Annotated in this window: 12 protein-coding genes; 5 read left to right on the top strand and 7 right to left on the bottom strand. The window is 65.2% G+C overall.

Annotated elements, in window-relative coordinates:
• Positions 1-58: 58 nt before the first annotated feature.
• On the bottom strand, positions 59-1,456 hold the full coding sequence (locus tag AB1286_RS13235) for an MFS transporter (protein ID WP_430363715.1): 1,398 nt from the start codon (positions 1,454-1,456) through the stop codon (positions 59-61).
• Between the two features lie 185 nt (positions 1,457-1,641).
• On the opposite strand from AB1286_RS13235, the gene AB1286_RS13230 reads away from it, so the two are divergent.
• Entirely contained in the window at positions 1,642-2,406 is a 765-nt protein-coding gene (locus AB1286_RS13230; RefSeq protein ID WP_430363714.1) for an ArsR/SmtB family transcription factor, read from the top strand.
• A gap of 39 nt (positions 2,407-2,445) precedes the next feature.
• Here AB1286_RS13230 and AB1286_RS13225 read toward each other — a convergent pair whose 3' ends face one another.
• The gene (locus tag AB1286_RS13225) at positions 2,446-3,225 is read right to left on the bottom strand and encodes an SDR family oxidoreductase (RefSeq protein WP_430363713.1); all 780 of its coding nucleotides are present in this window, start codon (positions 3,223-3,225) and stop codon (positions 2,446-2,448) included.
• A gap of 129 nt (positions 3,226-3,354) precedes the next feature.
• Between AB1286_RS13225 and AB1286_RS13220 the strand changes: the two genes are divergently transcribed.
• Positions 3,355-3,768 (top strand): winged helix-turn-helix transcriptional regulator, encoded by a 414-nt coding sequence (locus AB1286_RS13220; RefSeq protein ID WP_430363712.1) that lies wholly within the window; start codon positions 3,355-3,357, stop codon positions 3,766-3,768.
• A 139-nt stretch (positions 3,769-3,907) separates the two neighbouring features.
• On the top strand, positions 3,908-5,608 hold the full coding sequence (locus AB1286_RS13215) for a carboxylesterase/lipase family protein (RefSeq protein WP_430363711.1): 1,701 nt from the start codon (positions 3,908-3,910) through the stop codon (positions 5,606-5,608).
• 41 nt (positions 5,609-5,649) lie between these two features.
• Here AB1286_RS13215 and AB1286_RS13210 read toward each other — a convergent pair whose 3' ends face one another.
• Positions 5,650-6,336 carry a glutamine cyclotransferase gene (locus tag AB1286_RS13210; RefSeq protein ID WP_430363710.1) on the bottom strand — a complete coding sequence of 229 codons (687 nt, stop codon included), beginning with the start codon at positions 6,334-6,336 and terminating at the stop codon, positions 5,650-5,652.
• 10 nt (positions 6,337-6,346) lie between these two features.
• Positions 6,347-7,567, bottom strand: a complete 1,221-nt coding sequence (locus AB1286_RS13205; RefSeq protein WP_430363709.1) for a helix-turn-helix domain-containing protein — start codon at positions 7,565-7,567, stop codon at positions 6,347-6,349.
• 145 nt (positions 7,568-7,712) lie between these two features.
• Between AB1286_RS13205 and AB1286_RS13200 the strand changes: the two genes are divergently transcribed.
• Positions 7,713-8,477 (top strand): DUF899 domain-containing protein, encoded by a 765-nt coding sequence (locus AB1286_RS13200; RefSeq protein WP_430363708.1) that lies wholly within the window; start codon positions 7,713-7,715, stop codon positions 8,475-8,477.
• A gap of 124 nt (positions 8,478-8,601) precedes the next feature.
• Positions 8,602-9,285, top strand: a complete 684-nt coding sequence (locus tag AB1286_RS13195) for a DUF2182 domain-containing protein (protein WP_430363707.1) — start codon at positions 8,602-8,604, stop codon at positions 9,283-9,285.
• Here AB1286_RS13195 and AB1286_RS13190 read toward each other — a convergent pair.
• The 3 genes from AB1286_RS13190 to AB1286_RS13180 form a co-directional block, all read right to left on the bottom strand.
• On the bottom strand, positions 9,282-11,165 hold the full coding sequence (locus AB1286_RS13190; protein ID WP_430363706.1) for a tetratricopeptide repeat protein: 1,884 nt from the start codon (positions 11,163-11,165) through the stop codon (positions 9,282-9,284). The genes AB1286_RS13195 and AB1286_RS13190 overlap by 4 nt on opposite strands.
• A 57-nt stretch (positions 11,166-11,222) precedes the next feature.
• Positions 11,223-11,540, bottom strand: coding sequence for an outer membrane protein assembly factor BamE (locus AB1286_RS13185; protein WP_430363705.1), 318 nt, complete (start codon positions 11,538-11,540; stop codon positions 11,223-11,225).
• 205 nt (positions 11,541-11,745) lie between these two features.
• Positions 11,746-17,547: a YadA-like family protein gene (locus AB1286_RS13180; protein WP_430363704.1), complete on the bottom strand. Its 5,802-nt coding sequence runs from the start codon at positions 17,545-17,547 to the stop codon at positions 11,746-11,748.
• Positions 17,548-18,163 lie beyond the last annotated feature (616 nt).

Raw genomic sequence — 18,163 nt, 5'->3', positions numbered from 1 at the left:
GCTGCAACGATGCAAGCGCTGTGCCACGACGCCTGAGATTCAAGCCTGCGCGCTCGCGTCAGCCGTAAGAGGAATCGGCACGCGGGCGCACATCGCGGCGCGTCGCGATGCCGTTCGCGCGCCACCATACGAGCGCCGCGGCGAGCGCCACAACTGCGGCCGCGCATAGAACGATCCGCATGGCAGCAACGAACGGCATGCCCGAACCGATTACCGAACCGAATACGGCCACCCCAAGCGCGGAGCCCGACTGCCGCGCCGAATTGAGCACCCCGGCCGCCACGCCGGCATGCCGCTCGTCGACTGTCGCGAGCGCGGGCGCCGTCGCGGCGGGCGTCACGTAGCCGGCGGCAAGGCCGATGGCTACAAGCGGCACGACGGCCGTCCATGCCGGCGCCCCCAACAGCAGGACAAGGAGCGCGAGCGCGCCGGCCGCATAGAGCCCGAACGCAATGCACATCGAGGCACGCGAGCCTTTGAAGCGCGACAGTCGATTGGACAACACGCCGCCGATGGCCACCATCGTCGTCATCGGCAACAAAGCCAAGCCCGTCGCGAGCGGCGAGTACGCGCGTACGCGTTGGTAGTACAAGCTCGCGACGAACAGCAAGCCGTAGAACACGAACGCGGATGCCATCGAAACGAGCGTCGAGCCGGAGAAAACACCGCTGCGAAAAAGGGCCATCGGCAGCATTGCGTCCTTGCTGCGCGACTCCACGAAGAGGAACGCCGCCCACGCAAATAGCGCGGTGACCGCGCCCGCGACGATCGCGGGCGAGCCCCACCCGAGCGGGGCGCCCTCGATCAGCACGCCGATCAGCGACGCGAGCGCCAAGATGGCCGCGAGTTGCCCGAGCGGGTCGAAGCGGCGCGCCGCCGCAGCGCGCACGTCGCGCGCTAAGCGGCGCGTCAAGGCCACGCCGACGATGCCGACGGGCACGTTTACGAAAAAGATGCTGCGCCAGCCGACCCAATGGATCAGCGCTCCCCCGACGATGGGGCCGGCCGCCATCGCCACGCCGCCGCATCCGACCCAAAGTCCGATCGCGCGGGCGCGCGCCTCCGGCTCGGGGCATGCTTGATTGATGAGTTTGAGCGAGCAAGGCACGAGCATCGCCGCGCCGACGCCCTGCACCGCGCGCGCCGCAACGAGCATCGGCAGCGCGCCGGACAGCGCGCAGGCCGCCGAGGCCAGCGTGAAGACACTGAGGCCAGCCAGGTAGACGTTGCGCGCGCCGACGCGGTCGCCGAGCGTACCGCCCGTCAGCAGCAACGCCGCGAAAACGAGCGTATAAGCGTTGGTCACCCATTGCAGTCCGTCGATCTGCATCGACAGCGCCGTCGCGATCCGCTCGAGCGCGACGTTGACGATCGACGTATCGAGAATAACGATGAAGTAGCTGATGCTGGTGGCCGCGAGCACGCGCCGGCGCTGCAAGGAAATGTCGGCGGTCATCGCCGATCCCTCGCGACGTCACCGCTTGTTTGTCGATCGTTCATCGCCAGCCTCCATCGTCCATGTGATGAAGGCGAGTCTAGGCGCGCGGTGCGCGTTCATGCTTCGACGCCGGTCGAATCATGCCTGCGCGATTGCTGCTATCGTAGTTCTCGTCCCCGCTCGCATCCGATGGAGAGCGCCGCATGCCCTTGCAGCTGAATCTCACCTCCGCCGCCTTTTTGATCGCCGATCCCGCCCGCTCGGCCATGCTGATGAGTCTCGTCGACGGACGCGCACGCCCCGCCGGCGAACTAGCCTACGCTGCCGGTATCACGGCGCAAACGGCCAGCTCCCACCTCGCGAAGCTGCTGGCGGGCGGGCTTTTGACCGTCGAGACCGAAGGTCGGCACCGCTACTACCGATTGGCCGGCGAGCATGTGGCGCATGCCCTCGAAATTCTCGCCTCGATCGGCCCCGAACCGCAGGTGCAGCGGCGCCCGCTTGGCGCGAGCGCCGAGCGGCTACGGTTCGCGCGGTGCTGCTACGACCATCTAGCAGGCAGCCTAGGCGTCGCGATGACACAAGCGCTCGTCGCACGCGGCTATCTGCACGACGGAACCGATAAACGCTTCGAGGTGACGGCCGCCGGCGCCGATTGGTTCGCGCGGCTAGGACTCGATACCGCCTCGATCAAACCGGGACGCGCCGGCATCGCGCGTCAGTGCCTCGATTGGACCGAGCGCGAACACCATGTCGCCGGACCGCTCGGCACACGCCTGCTCGGATTGCTTTGCGAACAAGGCTGGCTGATTCGATCCAAGGCATCGCGCGCCGTCCAGGTGACGCCGAAAGGCGCGGCATTGCTGCGCGAAATGCTTGGCATCGACGCCATCGCCGTCATGCGCGCGTCGGCCGCCGAGCATCGTAGCGACACCCCTGTCGCGGCCGACCGAGCTTGCGCATCGTAACGACGATGACGACAGCGACAACGACAACGGGAAGCGACGTCAGCCTTCGAGCGCCGCGCCGAAGTGGTCGTTGAACGCGTGAAACTGCGCCGTGTACTTCTCGTAACCTTGCTCGGCGGCAAACCGTAGCGGATGCACGCGCCCAACGAGCGCCTCGCGCGCCTCGGGCTGGGTCTCGAGAATGTGCATCACCTCGTCGATGAATTCGGCCAGCGGCATGGCTTGCGGATCGCTCGCTTGCTGCTCGCCCATGAGTTCCGTCTGCACATAGGGTGGCGCGATCTCGACCACGCCGACGTTCGTGTCGCGCAGTTGGTAGCGCAGTGCGTCGCTGAACGCATGGATGGCCGCCTTCGTCGCGCTGTAAGCCGGCGTATGCGCGAGCGTCAGAAACGCCAAGCCCGACGTGACCGTCACGATGGTCGAGCGCGCCTGACGCTTGAGCTGCGGCAGCAACGCCGCGGACAAGCGAATCGGCGCAAGCAGGTTCGTCGTGATCGTCGCCTCGGCAGTCGTGAGATCGACGTGGTCGGCTCGCCAGTTTTCGAGTTGCATGATGCCGGCGTTGTTGATGACGACATTGAGCGTCGGGAATTGCTCGGCCATACGCGCGGCAAACGCTTCGATGCTCTTCGCGTCTTGCACGTCGAGGACCGCGGTCTTCATTCCCGGATTCGCATCGGCCACCTCACGCAGCGCTTGCTCTCGACGCCCCGCTACGATGACCTCGTTGCCGCGACGGTGAAATGCCTCGGCCAACGCACGCCCGATGCCGGAGCCCCCGCCCGTGATGAGAATCGTGTTTCCAGTCACTTGCATGATCTTTCTCCTTCCGTTGACGATTTTCGATTGACGGAAGCAAGAGTAATCACAATACTCTCAGTTAGGAAGTAGGCACCATAATGTGCTGTACGCACATCTAAGTAAGTATTGGATCGGATCAAGGATATGCCCAAAGCAAAACCTCCCGTTGCCGGGCGCGCGGTCGTTTTCGAATCGCCGACGGGCGAACGCTCCACCCCGGAGCTCGACAACGTCGTCATGGAAGTGATCGGTCGTATTGCCGACAAGTGGACGATGTGCGTACTCGAAGTGCTCGCGCAAAACGGCGTGCTGCGTTTTACGCGGATCGGCGAGCTCGTCGGCGGCATTAGCCAGCGCATGCTGACGAAGACGTTGCGTCAGCTCGAAGAGGACGGGTTCGTGACGCGCACCGTCTATCCCGAAGTGCCGCCGCGCGTCGAATATCAACTGACCGAACTCGGCCACAGCCTATGCGCCGCGTTTTGCGGCGTATGGCTCTGGGCCGAAAAGCACTATACGCAGTTGGCGTCGCTGCGGCAGCGAGACGTATCGGCATAACAGCGGCGTCGCGCACGGCAATGCGTCCGGCTTTTTAGCCGACGCGGCGCGCGATCCCCGACCTGGGACGAAGATCGACTGGCCCACCGTCCGGTGGACAACCGCTAGTCCGTATCGATCAACCCAAAAGGGGCAAACCATGAACCGATCATTCACGATCAGGCCATCATCGCGAACGCGCGTCGCGGCATCGGCTCTGACGCTGCTGTGCTCGTTCCCGATCGCCGCCGCCACGGCGCCGGTCATGCAGCCGCCGCAAGTCGAACTCGCCCAAGGCACCGTCGCCGGCGATCGCGCCATGAGCGGCATCCATCAACTGAACGTCTTTCGCGGCATCCCGTACGCCGCGCCGCCGGTCGGCCCGCTTCGCTGGCACGCGCCGCAACCGCTGGCTCGCTGGAGCGGCGTGCGCACGGCTAAGCACTTCGCGCCCCGTTGCATGCAAGGGGAGATGCCCGGCCTCACGTTCCGCTCGCAGCGGATGAGCGAGGACTGTCTGTATCTGAACGTCTGGGCGCCGGCTACGAGCGCGGACGGCAAGCTTCCCGTGCTCGTGTATTTCCACGGCGGCGGCTTTGCGTTCGGCGACGGATCGGAGCCGCGCTACGACGGCGCGCACCTCGCGGCGCGCAGGATGATCGTCGTGACGATCAACTATCGGCTCGGCGCATTCGGATTCATGATGCACCCCGACGCGAGGATTGAGGGCGGCGCCGGCGCCACGGGCAACTATGGGCTGCTCGATCAGCAAGCGGCCTTGCGCTGGGTGCGCGAGAACATCGCACGCTTCGGCGGCAACCCCGAGCAGGTGACGATCGGCGGCGAGACGACGGGCGCAATGGCCGTCAGCGCACATATGGCCTCGCCGACCTCGCGCGGTCTCTTTGCTCGCGCGATCGGCGAAAGCGGCGGCGCGTTCACACCCAATGCCTTTTGGCGACGCGAGAAAGCGGAGCGCGTTGCGCGAACGTTCTCGGAACAGGCCGGGGCGGATTCGCTCCAGGCGTTGCGTGCGATGCCCGCCGAAAAACTGCAACAAGCGACGGAGCGCCCAAACCAACCCGCGTTGATCTTCTGGCCCACGATCGACGGCCATTTCTTAACCGATACGCCCGAGGCGATCTTCGGAGCGGGCGGTCAAACGCCGGTGCCGCTGCTCGTCGGCTCGAACTCCCAGGAAAGTCACTTCCGAACCGTATCGGGGCCGTTCGAGTTGACGGAGGAAAACTGGTCGGTCATCTTGCAAGCGGTCTTCGGCAACGACACGTCCGAAGCCCGCAAGTTCTACCCGGGCAGCGATGCGGAAGGAATCACCCGGTCGGCGTCCGTGCTTGCGAACGACCTGACGATGGGCCACAGCACTTGGCGTTGGATGGACCTGCATCGGCAGACGGGTCGCGCGCCCGTCTACTTCTATTTGTTCACGCATCGCCGTCCGCCGCCCATTGTCCGCGCGGCCAAGGATGCCGAGTACGAGCCTGCCGCGAGCACCGGCGCGCCGCATCGATCGGAAATCGTCTATGCGCTCGGCAATCTCGATCAAGACGGGCGCTACCCATGGACGAACGACGATCACGCGGTCGCGCGGATCTTCTCCGGGTACATCGAACAGTTCGTCAAAACCGGCAATCCTAACGGCCACATCGATAAGCAGGCGAACTTCACCAAGGTTTGGCGTTCGACGAATCGGCAGACGGCGCCGAATTGGCCCGCCGTGCAGCTCGGTCGCGATGGGATCACCCGCCAAGTGATCGCGCTGGACACGCATACGATCGAGGATCCGGGTGCAGAGCGCCAAGCGCTCATCCAGCGGATCATGAGCGGGCGAGGTCAAAACTAGTTAGGAGCCCTAGATAGGCGCTCCGGCACGCGGCCCACCGATCACTCGTTCGGTGCGTCGCTCGCAACCGGCGACGCACCCTCGGCTTTGGCCCGGCGCGCCGGACGGCGCACCGTTCTCACCTTCGCGCTCGTGCCGCCACCGCAGAAGAAGCGATCGCCGCCGTCCGACTCTAGCCCCGACACGATCATGCCGTCCGGCATGATGAGCGCTTCGATCACCTCGCCCGATCGCGGATCCACGTGCCGGATTTCGCTACGGTCGTCTTCCCACGTGCCGTGCCACAATTCGCCGTCCACCCAAGTGACGCCCGTCACGAACCGGTTCGATTCGATCGTGCGCAGCGCGGCACCGGTTTGCGGATCGAGCTGGTGGATCTTGCGCGTGCCGTACTGCGCGATCCACAAGAATCCTTCGGCCCAGGCGAGCCCCGAAAACCCGCCGCCGGGCGGCGTCGCTATCGTCGCAAGCACCTGTCCCGTCGCAGCATCGATCCGACGAATGACGTCGCCGGCAAGCTGAAACAAGTGCTTGCCGTCGAAGGCAGTACCCGCCGACGCGGGAACGTCGAGCGAGCGCCCCAATTGACCGCTCGCGGGATCGAGCGAGCACAGCTTATCGCCGGCGGCACACCAGACTTGCTCACCGTCATAGGTCACGCCGGCCACGTTACCGACGCCCGGCAGCGGCCCGAACTCATTCAGGATTTCGGCATTCGATCGCTTCATGACGGCCATCCTATTCGTTTGTCCACGGCGTGGGGAGTAACAATGTCGTCGCGAAACCGATGACGGCCGGCAGCATCCAGCGCCGCGTACGCCCCGCCCCCACCGATTGGATCTTGCCGGCCGAGGCCAGCGCATCGAGCGCGCGCTGCACCGAGCGTTGACTCGCCCCCAACGCGAGCGCAAGCGCCGAACTCGACCACGACTCGCCGTCGTCGAGCAGCGCCAGCACGGCCGCGTGTTTCTCGTCGACCGGCCGTGCGAGCACGATGACTTCGGATGCGAGCGTCGGCATCAATGCGAATCCGCGCTTCGTCGCCGTGACGTCGGCCATCGGGCGTAGCTGTGCGCGCAAGCGGCCGATCTCGACGCGCAGGCGCGCGCGATGCGACTCGTCGATCGCTTTGGCGCGGAAGGCGCCGGCGATTAGCGCCTGTCTCGGCACATCCTCGGGCCACGCCTCGCCCAGCAGGCAGGCGAGCGTAAACAACACCGGACGCGAGGCGAGAGAAATGCTCGTGTCGGCCACGCGGACAGCGTAGCGACATCCGTCGACGATCAATCGATGGGGCGACGACAGCGCTTGCGCTTGCTCGAGCGTCACGGGGCGTGCACGACCTCGGGCGATCACGCGTGCGGCCGGCGCCGCGAGCGAATGCGTCGCCCGGTCCACCTCGGCGATCAGGGCGGCGATGCCCGATTCGCGCGCGGCTTGCTCGGCACGGCGCAACGCGGCGCGCGCTTGCGCGGCGTGCAGACGGCGCAGCGCGATGCCCGCCGCCACCAGGGCGCGCGCCGCTCGCAGCGCCGCAGGCAGAGTGGCCGCCGCATCGATCGCCAGTGTCTGTTGCGCTTGGTCGGGCAATCCCATCAACAGTAGACATCGCGCCTCTAGGCAACGCGCATGCGCGGCGTTGATTCGATCGCCGGCTGCGTCGAGTGCCGCGTGAGCCGCGCCGAGCGATTTTCGAGGCCCGTTCAAATCGCGAGCGGCCAACGCCACTTCGGCTTCGGCCACGACGCAGCGCGCACGCGCCAGCGGATCGTCGCTCCCGAATGCGCGCGCGGCGCGGCGCAGCAATACCTTCGCGCGCACCAGTTCGCCAAGCTGCGCCATCGCAATGCCGCGCAACGCCAGCGCCGGCGGGTCCTCGCGCAGCGCAATGCGATTCAAGGCGCCGAGTGCATCGCCCATCGCAAGGGCGCGCGCGGCGGACGCAATCAACGCATCCATGCGAATCCCGCCATATTTGTCACTCCCCCCGGATGGGTGCCGGTCACTAATCTAGCACGTGCCATCTCGAGACATGCGGATGGCAAGGCGGGATCGCATCAACCGATGCGCAGCCGTTGCTACCCCTCATTCAACGGAGAAAACGATGACGACACATGCAACAGGAACGCGCGAGCAATGGCTGGACGCACGCCTTCAATTGCTGCAAGCCGAGAAGGCGCTCACGCGACGCGGCGACGAACTCGCCCGGCAGCGGCAAGCCTTGCCTTGGGTGCGCGTGGACAAAGCCTATCGGTTCGACACGGAGCGAGGCCCCGCGTCGCTCGCCGATCTATTCGACGGACGTTCGCAACTGATCGTCTATCACTTCATGTTCGGCCCCGACTACCAAGCGGGATGCCCTTCGTGCTCGTCGATCGCCGATTCGTTCAACGGCTTTAGCGTGCATTTGGCGCAGCACGACGTGACGCTGACGGCCGTCTCGCGCGCCTCGCTCGAAAAGCTGCAATCGTATAAGCGGCGCATGGGATGGACGTTTCCGTGGGCCAGTTCCGGAGACAACGATTTCAATTTCGACTTCAACGTATCGTTCACGCCGATGCAGCAGCGCGACGGCGAGGTCGAATACAACTATCAGCGCGGCAGCCACGCCATGGACGCCGACCCGGCACCGGCCCCGGTCGAACAATTCGCTCGTAGCTGCGGAACGGATGCGAAAACCTACGCGAGAGACAGACCTGGGATGAGTGCGTTCGTCCTTGAGGACGGCGTGGTCTATCACACGTACTCGACCTATGCCCGCGGCCTCGATGCGATGTGGGGCATGTATGCATGGCTCGATCGCGCGCCGCTCGGCCGCAACGAGACCGGCGTGTGGTGGAAACGGCACGACGAGTATGGGCACGACTGAGATTGGCGCGCCGCGGTGCTCGCGAGCGTGGCCCGACGCGAGCGCAAGATTCGACGCCCTGCTCGGCTTCCTATTCAGTGTGACCGCTGCCGCAACGATAGCGTCATGCCGATCGATGGCCGCGATGGGCGAGACGCCGATGCCGGGCGGATGGTCGATGTCGTCGGTCTGGGCGCCGATGTGCGGGCAGACATGGCTTGCCGCCGCCGCGGCATTCGCGCAGATGTGGACCGTGATGATGGTTACGATGATGCTGCCTTCGTCGACACCGCAATGGCGGCGGTGCTGGCTGGCATGCCGAATGGTGCGTCTTGCGTGGCCGTCGCTGCTCGCCGGTACCTGTTATCTATCGGCGTGGGCGCTCGCCGGCACGCTCGTGTTTTGCGTAGGCAATGCGCTAGAAATCGAGCTGCCGTACGCAGGCGCGCTGGCACGCGCGGTGCCCCTATCGTCGGGCATCGCACTCGTCGTCGCGGGCGTCGCCCAGTGCGCGGCGTCGAGCCGGCGTCGCGTGAAGTGCCGGCCCGCGGTGCGGCTCGATGACCTCGGCCCAATCCGCACCATTCGAGCCGCATGTCAGTTCGGGCTCCGGCTGGCCCTGCACGAAGGCTATTGCTGCGCCAACCTCATGGCCGTCGTACTGGCGATCGGCATCATGGATTGGATGGCGATGGCCGCGGCGACGGTAGCTATGACCGTCGAGCGCCTCGTGCCCGCGGATGGACGCACGGCACGCGGCGTGGGAGCCGCGATCATGGCGATAGGCATGCTCATCGTCGCGCGGGCGGTTGCAACGGCGTTTCGCTAACTCGCCGGATCGTCGACCCGCCGCGCGCCGCTCATACATGCCGCCGCCTGCCGCAGGTCCGTGGCCACCGCATCGAGCGGCGTCGTCCAATCTCGATGGCGATGCTGACGATAGAGCCTCACGCTTGGATACCACGGGCTATCCGCGCGCGCGGTCATCCACACCCAGTGCGGATTCACGTCGAGCAGCAACCAAGTGGGCTTACCCAATGCGGCCGCCAAATGCGCCACGGACGTGCACACGGTCACGACCACATCGAGCGCACAAACGAGCGCGGCCGTATCGTCGAAACTCGTCAACTCGCTCGTTCGATCGATAATCGGCAAACCCGCACGCGTAATGCGCTCGACGTCCTCGCCAGCGCCCGGCTGCAAACTGTACCAATCGATACCCGGAATCGTCCGCAGGACTTCGGCATAACGCTCGGGTTCGATCGCCCGCAACGGATTGCGTTGATGGTTCCGGCTGCCGGTCCATACCAGCCCCACTTTGAGTCGCTCGCCTCGATGCGTCTCGTCGCGCCAGCGTGCAACGCTAGCCGCATCCGCGATCAGGTAGAACGCCGGCGCCGCAAGCGATTCGAGCGTGACCCCGAGCGCCAACGGCAGGCTCGCCAGCGGTAGCTGATAGTCGAACGGCGGCAAACGCGGCACGTCGCTCGGCAAAACCTCGATCTCATACGATGCCAGGCTCCGCTTGAACAGCGTGTAGAGCGGGGGGAAGCAACAGCAGATGAGCTTGCCCCCGGCACTGCGGACTTGCTCGATGAGCTGCGGCAAAAAACGAACGAATTGAATCGCGTCGCCGTGCCCTTGTTCGCCCCATACAAGCAGCGTTTTTCCGGCAAGCGCTTCGCCGTGCCAACGCCGTTCTGGGCAAAAGCCCTGGACGTGGTCGAGTTCCGGCGAACCACGCCAGCGTGCTTCGAAATTGATCCACCCGTTGCGCCAGTCGCCTTGCATCAATTGCAGCATTGCGACGGAGAACTGGATTTTCGGCTCGGCGCCCGGCAACTTCGCGGCCCGCACGACGGCATCGAATGCCTCGCTCCATTGCTGCGATTCGCGAGCTGCATTGCTCAATGCGAGTTGCGCGAGGCCGAATTCCGGCGCCAAGGTGCAGGCCCGCCGCGCGGCGATCAACGCTTTGTCCGGCTCGTGCAATCTGAGCCATACGTTAGCGAGATTCGTCCATGCCAGGTGATGATCGGGCTCGGCCCGCAGCGCCTGCATACCCAGCGCCAACGCCGCCCGATAGTCGCCCCGGTTGTAATGCAGCGCAGCGAGGTTATTGCGCAGCATCGGCAAATCGGTATCGATCGACACGGCCCGCTCATACGCGTTGAGCGCCGCATCAAGCGCGCCGGCCTGCTGTTGAGCGAGACCGAGCGAGAACCAGGCATCCGCATGCGCCGGCGCGAGCTCGCACCATCGCGTCGCCACGGCGACGCCGATGTCCACGCGCGCGATCGAGTGCGCGAGCGCCGCCCACTCCGCGAGCCCGTCCGTACTATGCGGAGCCGCGCGATGCGCACGCTCGAAGCACTCGAGCGCACGTTCCGTTGCGCCCATTCGCATCGCCACGCGCGCCGCCTCAACCCAAGCCGGGGCATGTGCGGGCGCCGCCAAGATTGCGCGATCGAGCCACGCTTGCGCCTGCTCGTAGCGTCCGCACAAGCGCAGCAATTCGGCTTGGGCCGTGGCGGCATCGACATCGTCCGGCGACTGCGCCAACCAGCCGGCGACGAGCTCGAATGCTTCGATCAACGCCCCGGCATCCGCGTAGTCGCGAAATGCCGTCCATTGCGCACAAGCATCGACCGTTGCCGGACTCACGCGGACTTGCCCCGACGGCACGGCTTCGTCTCGTTCACCGGACACGGACGGAAGATCGGCAGAGATCGTTCGCGGCCAGCCGACATGTACCTGCCATTCCCTTCATTGAAGCTTCTCCGTGGTGCCGGCCGTCTCGGCGTCGGCTGCGATCTTAGCAGGCGCGAACCGCTCGCACGCCGGATCGTCCCAACGCGTACGCGCAATGCGGCCGCTATCGTCGAACTGGATCTGGTATTCGCACGTCACCGTGTCGTTGCCGGAGCGGAAGTGAAACAGGTAGTTCCAGACGCGCACACGAAAGACGCTCTCATGAAAATGCGGCGCACCGATCAACGGATAAACCTGATTCTTGGTCATGCCGAGATCGATCGTCCGCAAGTTCTCCACGTTCGGGAACGAGCCCGCGGATGTCGTGGCCATATCTTTCCGCGGAAACGAAGTATCGGTCGGACCGACGCACGCCGCGAGGCCGGTCATGCATGACAACGCAACGAGGCAAGTCGTGGCAAATCGCTTGTTCATAGTGTTTAGGACCTCGAATTGATTGACGTCGTATCGCAAGGGCGACGGGGACGCACGCGACTGATCACCCGGTCCGCCCAGCGGCTCCATCGCCGCTCGCGCATCACCATTGGTATCCCGCTCCAACCACGGCGCCGTAGCTGCCGCGCGTATTCGTCGACACGGCCGCCTTGTACACCCAGTGATCGTTCTCCGAGATCGTCGAGACGCCGAGCGCCTGCCCCGACTGCCCGCGATAGACGCTGCCCGCGATCGCCACCATGCTCCGGCCCGGCCCCGTCGGCTGAGGCAAGCCCGCGACCGCCATCGCGGTCGCAACGCCTCCGTCGGCATCGTGCCGGTACGAATCGAGATTGCCGCGCAGTCCGGCGATCTGGTTATCGGTGTAGCTGTTCGCTTGCGTCAACGTGTTGTTCAACTGCTGCACGTTGACGGCATCGTTGGCCGCAGTACCGGCTTGAACGTTGATGATTTGCCGGGTGGACGTATTCGAGCCCACGGCCACGACGTCCGAACGTCCTCCGTCGTTGCTGCCGGAGCCGATTGCCGTCGACCCGCTGCCGGTCGCGCTCGCGCCGACGCCAAGCGCAGTCGTGCCGGTACCGCTCGCCTGCGAGTTGTTGCCGATGGCGGTGCTGCTGGAGCCCGAGGCCACCGCGCCGGTGCCGCCCGCGGAAGAGTTCGAGCCGGTCGGCGATGGCGGCGCGGTGCCCGTGCTCGAAGTAAAGGTTCCCCCCTTGCCGATCAATGCGGTCAACTGCTGCTGAACCGCCTGTAGCTGCGAGACGTTGACCGCATCGGTACCGAGGCGCCCCGCGGCCAGGCCGGTAATCTGGCGTCCGCCGACGTTGACCTCGCCCATCGACGTTTGCGGGCTACTCAATCCGTATGCGATGTAATTGGTCAATGCGCCGATCGTCGTCGACGAACCCGCGCCTAGTGCGACGCTGTTCGCGAACGTTGCGCTCGCCCCCGCGCCCAGGGCAAGTGCATCGACGGCCGTGCTTGCCGCCCCGGAGCCGATCGCGATGCCGCCGGCAAGCGCCGCGCTCGCGTTCGCTCCTTGCGCGATCGACTGCGCGCCGTTCGCCTTCGATCCGCTCCCTAACGCGAGCGCGTCGGCCTGTCCCGAATTCGCGCCCTCGCCGATCGCTATCCCGCCGGGCGCGTTTTGCCCGACGATGGCGCCGTTGCCGATGCCGACACCGTCGTCGCCGTTGACGACCGTCGTCGGTCCCACGGCGATCGATTGCGATCCCACGGCCAGCGAGTCCGCCGCCGTCGAGTTCGCATGAAAGTACATCGTCGGCGTGACCGAGAACGATTGAAGCGCGCCGGACAACTGCCGCACGGTTACCGCATCGTTCTGTCCGGTGCCGTCGGCTACGTTGGTCAATTGTCGATAGGTTTGGCTGCCGGCCGCCGAATTGCCGAAAGAGACCGCGCCGAGCAACGTGGCATCGGTCGTGTTGAACGGAATCGCGTGGCTGCCGGCCGCGATCGAACCCTGCGAGGAGGCCACCGTCCGGTTCGAGATCGAGCCCGAACCGATCGCCACGCCGCCCGCGACCGACACCGTCGAGAGCGAGCCGAGGGCTATCGCATTTGCGGCTTGAGCCTGCGCGCCGTTCGCGGCCGCCAGGCTGTCCGCGCCACTTGCCACGGCCAGCGGGCCGATCGCCACGCTGTCGGTCCCTGTGGCCTGGCTATCGGCCGCGATCGAGTCTGCGTGGAAGTACTTGATACCCGCGCCGTTCTGAATGTCGGTCAACGAGGTCGCAAGATTGCTGACGTTTTGGTTCGTCACGAAAAGTTGCGAACCGTTGACCGCATCGGTACTCGTCGCGCTTAGGGCGCCCGGCGCTACGTTCGTGATTTTGTTCGGGCCGCTTCCCCCGTGATCGGCGTTGTATGCACCGGTCCCGCCATTGGCGGTCGGATCCCACGATAGCGCGTCGTTTCGTACCTGGGTGACTTGGGTCTCGACCGATTGCAATTGGCTCACGTTGACGGCATCTGTCGGCGCGGCGCCTGCGGCGACATTGGTCACGCGCCGCTCGTTGCCGGCCGAACCGACGGACACTTCGCCGACCGGCGTCGTGCCTGACAAGGCAGCCGTACCGGGGTTGTACGCAGCCTGCCCGAGGTTCGCCATAGTTGTCGCGTTTGCGCCGAGCGCCACGGAGTTCGCCGCGCTCGCGTGCGCATTGCTGCCGAGCGCGAGGGCGTCGGCATTGGTGGCGTTTGCCCCCGCGCCGAACGCGATCGCGTCCACCGCGCTGCTCGTTGCGCCGGAGCCGATCGCGACAGCACCTGCCAGTACGGCGTTCGCGTTCGCTCCTTGTGCGATCGACTGTGCGCCGTTCGCCTTTGATCCGCTGCCTAGCGCGATCGCATCCGCTTGGCCCGAATTCGCGGCTTCACCGATGGCCACGCCGCCGGGCGCACCGATACTGACGATCGCTCCGTTGCCGATGCCGACGCCGTTGTCGCCGTTGACCACGGTCGTCGGGCCTACGGCGATCGATTGCGAACCGACCGCGAGCGAATCGGCTGCCGCCGAATTCGCGTGAAAGTATGCGGTCGGCGTAGCCGAGAAGGCCTGAAGCGCACCGGCAAGCTGCCGCACCGTTACGGCGTCGCTCTGCCCAGTGCCGTCCGCTACGTTGGTCAATTGCCGATAGCTTTGACTGCCCGCCGCCGAATTGCCGAAGGAGACCGCCCCGAGCAACGTGGCATCGGTCGTGTTGAACGGAATCGAGTGGCTCCCCGCCGCGATCGAACCCTGCGAGGAAGCCACCGTCCGGTTCGAGATCGACCCTGAGCCGATGGCGACCCCGCCCGCGACCGAAACGGTCGAGAGCGAGCCGAGAGCCGTCGCATTCGCGGCTTGCGCTTGGGCACCGTTCGCCGCCGCGAGACTATCTGTCCCACTCGCGACAGCCAGCGGGCCGATCGCTACGCTGTCGGTCCCGGTGGCCTGACTGTCGGCGGCTGTCGAATCGGCGTGGAAGTACTTGATGCCGGCGCCGCTCTCGATGTTGTTGACGGTGGTCGCAAGATTCGTGACGTTTTGATTCGTCGTACCTAGGGCGGTCGTCAGATTCGTGACGTTCTGGTTCGTCGTGCCCAAGGCGGTCGTCAAATTCGTGACGTTCTGGTTCGTCGTACCCAAGGCGGTCGTCAGATTCGTGACGTTTTGATTCGTCGCGAACAGTTGCGAGCCGTTGACCGCATCGGTACTCGTCGACGTCAACGCGCCCGGTCCAACGTTTGTGATTTTGTTCGGCCCGCTTCCCGCGTGATTGGCGTTGTACGCACCGGTCCCGCCGTTGGCGGCGGGATCCCACAGCAGTGCATCGCTTTGCGTTTGAGTCAGTTGCGATTGCAGCGATTGCAATTGACTCACGTTGACCGCATCGGTCGGCGCGGCGCCCGCGGCGACATTCGTCACGCGCCGCTCGTTTCCGGCCGAGCCGACGGATAGTTCCCCCACCGGGGCGGTACCTGCCAAGGCAGCCGTACCCGGGTTGTAAGCGGCCTGCCCAAGGCTGGCCGTCGTCGTTGCGTTCGCACCAAGTGCGATCGAGTTCGCCGCGCTCGCACGCGCGTTGTTGCCCAACGCTAGCGCGCCCGCCCCGGACGCTTGCGCAGCGTTGCCTGCGGCAAGACTATCGGTGCCGCTTGCCACCGCAAGCGGGCCGATCGCAACGCTATCGGTACCCGTTGCTTGGCTATCGGCGGCAGTGGAATCGGCATGGAAGTATTTAATGCCCGCGCCGTTCTGGATGTTATTGACTGTCGTCGCGAGGTTCGTGACGTTTTGATTCGTCGCAAACAGTTGCGATCCGTTGATCGCATCGGTACTCGTCGACGTCAGTGCGCCCGGCGCAAGGTTGTGAATTTGCGTGGACGAACCGCCCGGATTCAGCGTGACGCTGTTGTAATTGACCGTGCCGCCGGTCATGTCGTATTTGACCGCGTCGCTGTTAAGCGTATTGAACGAAGTCGTCAAGCCGGTCAGCGCGGTCGAGACCGTGGTGACCGCTTGATTGGTCGCAAAAAGCTGCGACCCATTGATCGCGTCCAAGCTCGAACCGTTGATCTGCCCCGCGGCTACGTTGGTGACCTGCCTCGGCGCGGTACTCGTGCCCACGCTGACGACGCTTGTCGGATTGCCGCCGGCGAAGTTGACCGTGCTGCCGGCGACGGAGCCCGTAGGCGTCGGGTTCGCGGCTGCCGTCGTCGAACCGGCGCCCAATGCGACGTCGTTAGCGTTCGTTGCCACGGCGCCTGAACCGAGTGCGACGCCGTTACCCGCGCTTGCAAGCGCGCTCGCCCCGAGCGCGATACCTCCGGCCGCTGCCGCGCTCGAAGCGTTGCCCAGCGCAACCGAACCTTGACCCTGCGCGTTGTTGCTATTGCCGATGGCGACCGTACCGTTGCCGTTGGCGATATTGTTCGAGCCTAATTCGACGGCACCCGTACCGATCGCCGAGCCAGGATCGCCGATCGCGACCGCGCCGTTGCCGCTTGCGGTTTGGGCCTGGCCAAGGGCGACGGCGCCCGTGCCGCTCGTCACTTGCGAGCCGTGCCCGCCTGCGATGGAACCCGTTCCCGCGGCCGCGGCGACGGTGTTCGCGTCTCCGATCGCGAGCGTCGAGGCGGCCAGCGCCTTGGATGCGTTTCCGATCGCGGTCGATCCGGTGCCCGAGGCCGTGGACGTAGGCCCAAGTGCTATTGCATTGAGCGCACTCGCCGTGGAGGACACGCCAAGGGCGACGCCGTCGATGCCGCTTGCCGTGCTGGCCGCACCGAGCGCGACGGCCTGGTTCGCCGACGCGGCGGCACTTGCCCCTGCGGCAAGCGCATCGCCCGCTGTTGCCGCGGCGTTGATGCCGAGCGCGGCCGAGCCGCTACCCGAGGCTGTCGCGCCGGCACCCAACGCCGTCGAGGAGGTGTTGGTCGCCTGTGCAAGATTGCCCAGGGCAACACCGAACTGCGCCGATGCCGTCGAGTTAACGCCGATGGACACCGAACTTGTGCCGGAAGCCGTTGCCAACTGCCCCAACGCAGCGGCATAGATACCGCTGGCGATGGTGTTGAACCCGAGCGCGATGGATTTGTCACCCGAAGCTTGAGTCCCCGATCCCGGAACGCCGGCCGTTCCCCCCGCGCCGATGGCGATGGAGGCCAAGCCTGCCGCGCCGCTATTCACACCCAGCGCAATGGCAGACACTCCGCTTGAAAAGGCGCCGCTTCCCAACGCCACCGCGGCGGCGGCCGAACTCGTCGATAAATTACCGAAAGCCACTGCGGCAGTATTGCTTGCCGTCGCTTGATTGCCCAGCGCGGTCGCGAACGCCCCGGAGGCAAGAGATCCCCAACCGTAGGCCGCCGATTGCTGACCCGACGCCGTGGAGCCATTGGCGATCGCGGTAGCGCTGACGCCGGTCGCGCTCGCCCCGCTTCCCATTGCCACCGCCCCGCTTTGCGTCGCCTGTGCCGAATTACCGATCGCGACGGCATAATTTCCCGCACCGCTAAAGGCGCCGATCGCAACAGAGCTTGTTCCGCTTGCGGTAACGAAGTTGCCGAACGCCGATGCGTTGACCGCCGAGGCCGTCGCCGAAATACCGACCGCAGCGGCGTTGCCCGCGCTGGCAACGGAGCCGGTACCGGCGTTGTATTGCGCATGCGCGTGCTCAGGGGCAGCGGCGCCCCAAAGCGCCACGGCGGCGGCGATCAGCGTCATGGACCTGCCGGCGCCGGTCCGGCCGTCGGCTCGAGGAGCAAGCGCGCGTACCGCGGCGGTTCCACGCTTGCCCATTGCCCGGTCCAGCTCGGATGCCGCCACCCAGGCGCCGAGCGCTTCGTTCCAGATCGTTTTAAATGACTTGTTCATTTTTGTTCCACACGATTGTCATTGAATTCGAACAAGCGCAAAGAACGCGGTCGCAACCGCCGGCGATGCCGCCCAAAACCATTCACGCAAGCCTCGTCATCCCAACGTCATTCAATCGATGACGATTGAAATTCGAATGGGAATCGACCTTGCTTAGACGATTTCGAACAAAAAGCCGCCCTCATCTAGTTAGTAGAACTAACTATCCGATCGGAAATCGAGCTTGTTCAGTTGAGGCTAGCGCCCCGGACGCACTAAACGCACTACAAGAACAACAGAAAAACCGGCCCGAACGCCCCGCCTATCGCTCGTCGACGGCGCCTTGAGCACCAGCGACAGGGCACCGCCCACACCCTGTGCAGGACAAGTCAAACGTTTGCCTACTTCCGTAAATTCCGTAAATCGAGCTGTCCATCGTTATCGTGCCTCGACAAGTGCGGGATGTACCTTCCGGGATCTTAGTCATGGGCGGCCCGGCCCATATCGCTGCGCGGCATTCTCGAGGTACGAGCACCATCTGTAACTGTGAGACTGGTACCGATACCGGCAGCTTTCGTGGGATTCTCGTTGATCAATCAAATACTGGCAATCTTTTGTCTGAAAAATCCCACTAAAT

The organism is Trinickia sp. NRRL B-1857, assembly GCF_050470685.1.
GTDB lineage: Bacteria > Pseudomonadota > Gammaproteobacteria > Burkholderiales > Burkholderiaceae > Trinickia.
This window is presented reverse-complemented; position numbering and strand designations above follow the sequence as displayed.

Excerpts from the sequence above, each read along its gene's own strand:
- AB1286_RS13215 (WP_430363711.1), top strand. The coding sequence starts at position 3,908 with ATGAACCGATCATTCACGATCAGGCCATCATCGCGAACGCGCGTCGCG.
- AB1286_RS13195 (WP_430363707.1), top strand. The coding sequence starts at position 8,602 with ATGGGCGAGACGCCGATGCCGGGCGGATGGTCGATGTCGTCGGTCTGG.
- AB1286_RS13235 (WP_430363715.1), bottom strand. The coding sequence starts at position 1,456 with ATGACCGCCGACATTTCCTTGCAGCGCCGGCGCGTGCTCGCGGCCACC.
- AB1286_RS13200 (WP_430363708.1), top strand. The coding sequence starts at position 7,713 with ATGACGACACATGCAACAGGAACGCGCGAGCAATGGCTGGACGCACGC.
- AB1286_RS13185 (WP_430363705.1), bottom strand. The coding sequence starts at position 11,540 with ATGGCCACGACATCCGCGGGCTCGTTCCCGAACGTGGAGAACTTGCGG.
- AB1286_RS13220 (WP_430363712.1), top strand. The coding sequence starts at position 3,355 with ATGCCCAAAGCAAAACCTCCCGTTGCCGGGCGCGCGGTCGTTTTCGAA.
- AB1286_RS13225 (WP_430363713.1), bottom strand. The coding sequence starts at position 3,225 with ATGCAAGTGACTGGAAACACGATTCTCATCACGGGCGGGGGCTCCGGC.
- AB1286_RS13205 (WP_430363709.1), bottom strand. The coding sequence starts at position 7,567 with ATGGATGCGTTGATTGCGTCCGCCGCGCGCGCCCTTGCGATGGGCGAT.
- AB1286_RS13180 (WP_430363704.1), bottom strand. The coding sequence starts at position 17,547 with ATGAACAAGTCATTTAAAACGATCTGGAACGAAGCGCTCGGCGCCTGG.
- AB1286_RS13210 (WP_430363710.1), bottom strand. The coding sequence starts at position 6,336 with ATGAAGCGATCGAATGCCGAAATCCTGAATGAGTTCGGGCCGCTGCCG.
- AB1286_RS13230 (WP_430363714.1), top strand. The coding sequence starts at position 1,642 with ATGCCCTTGCAGCTGAATCTCACCTCCGCCGCCTTTTTGATCGCCGAT.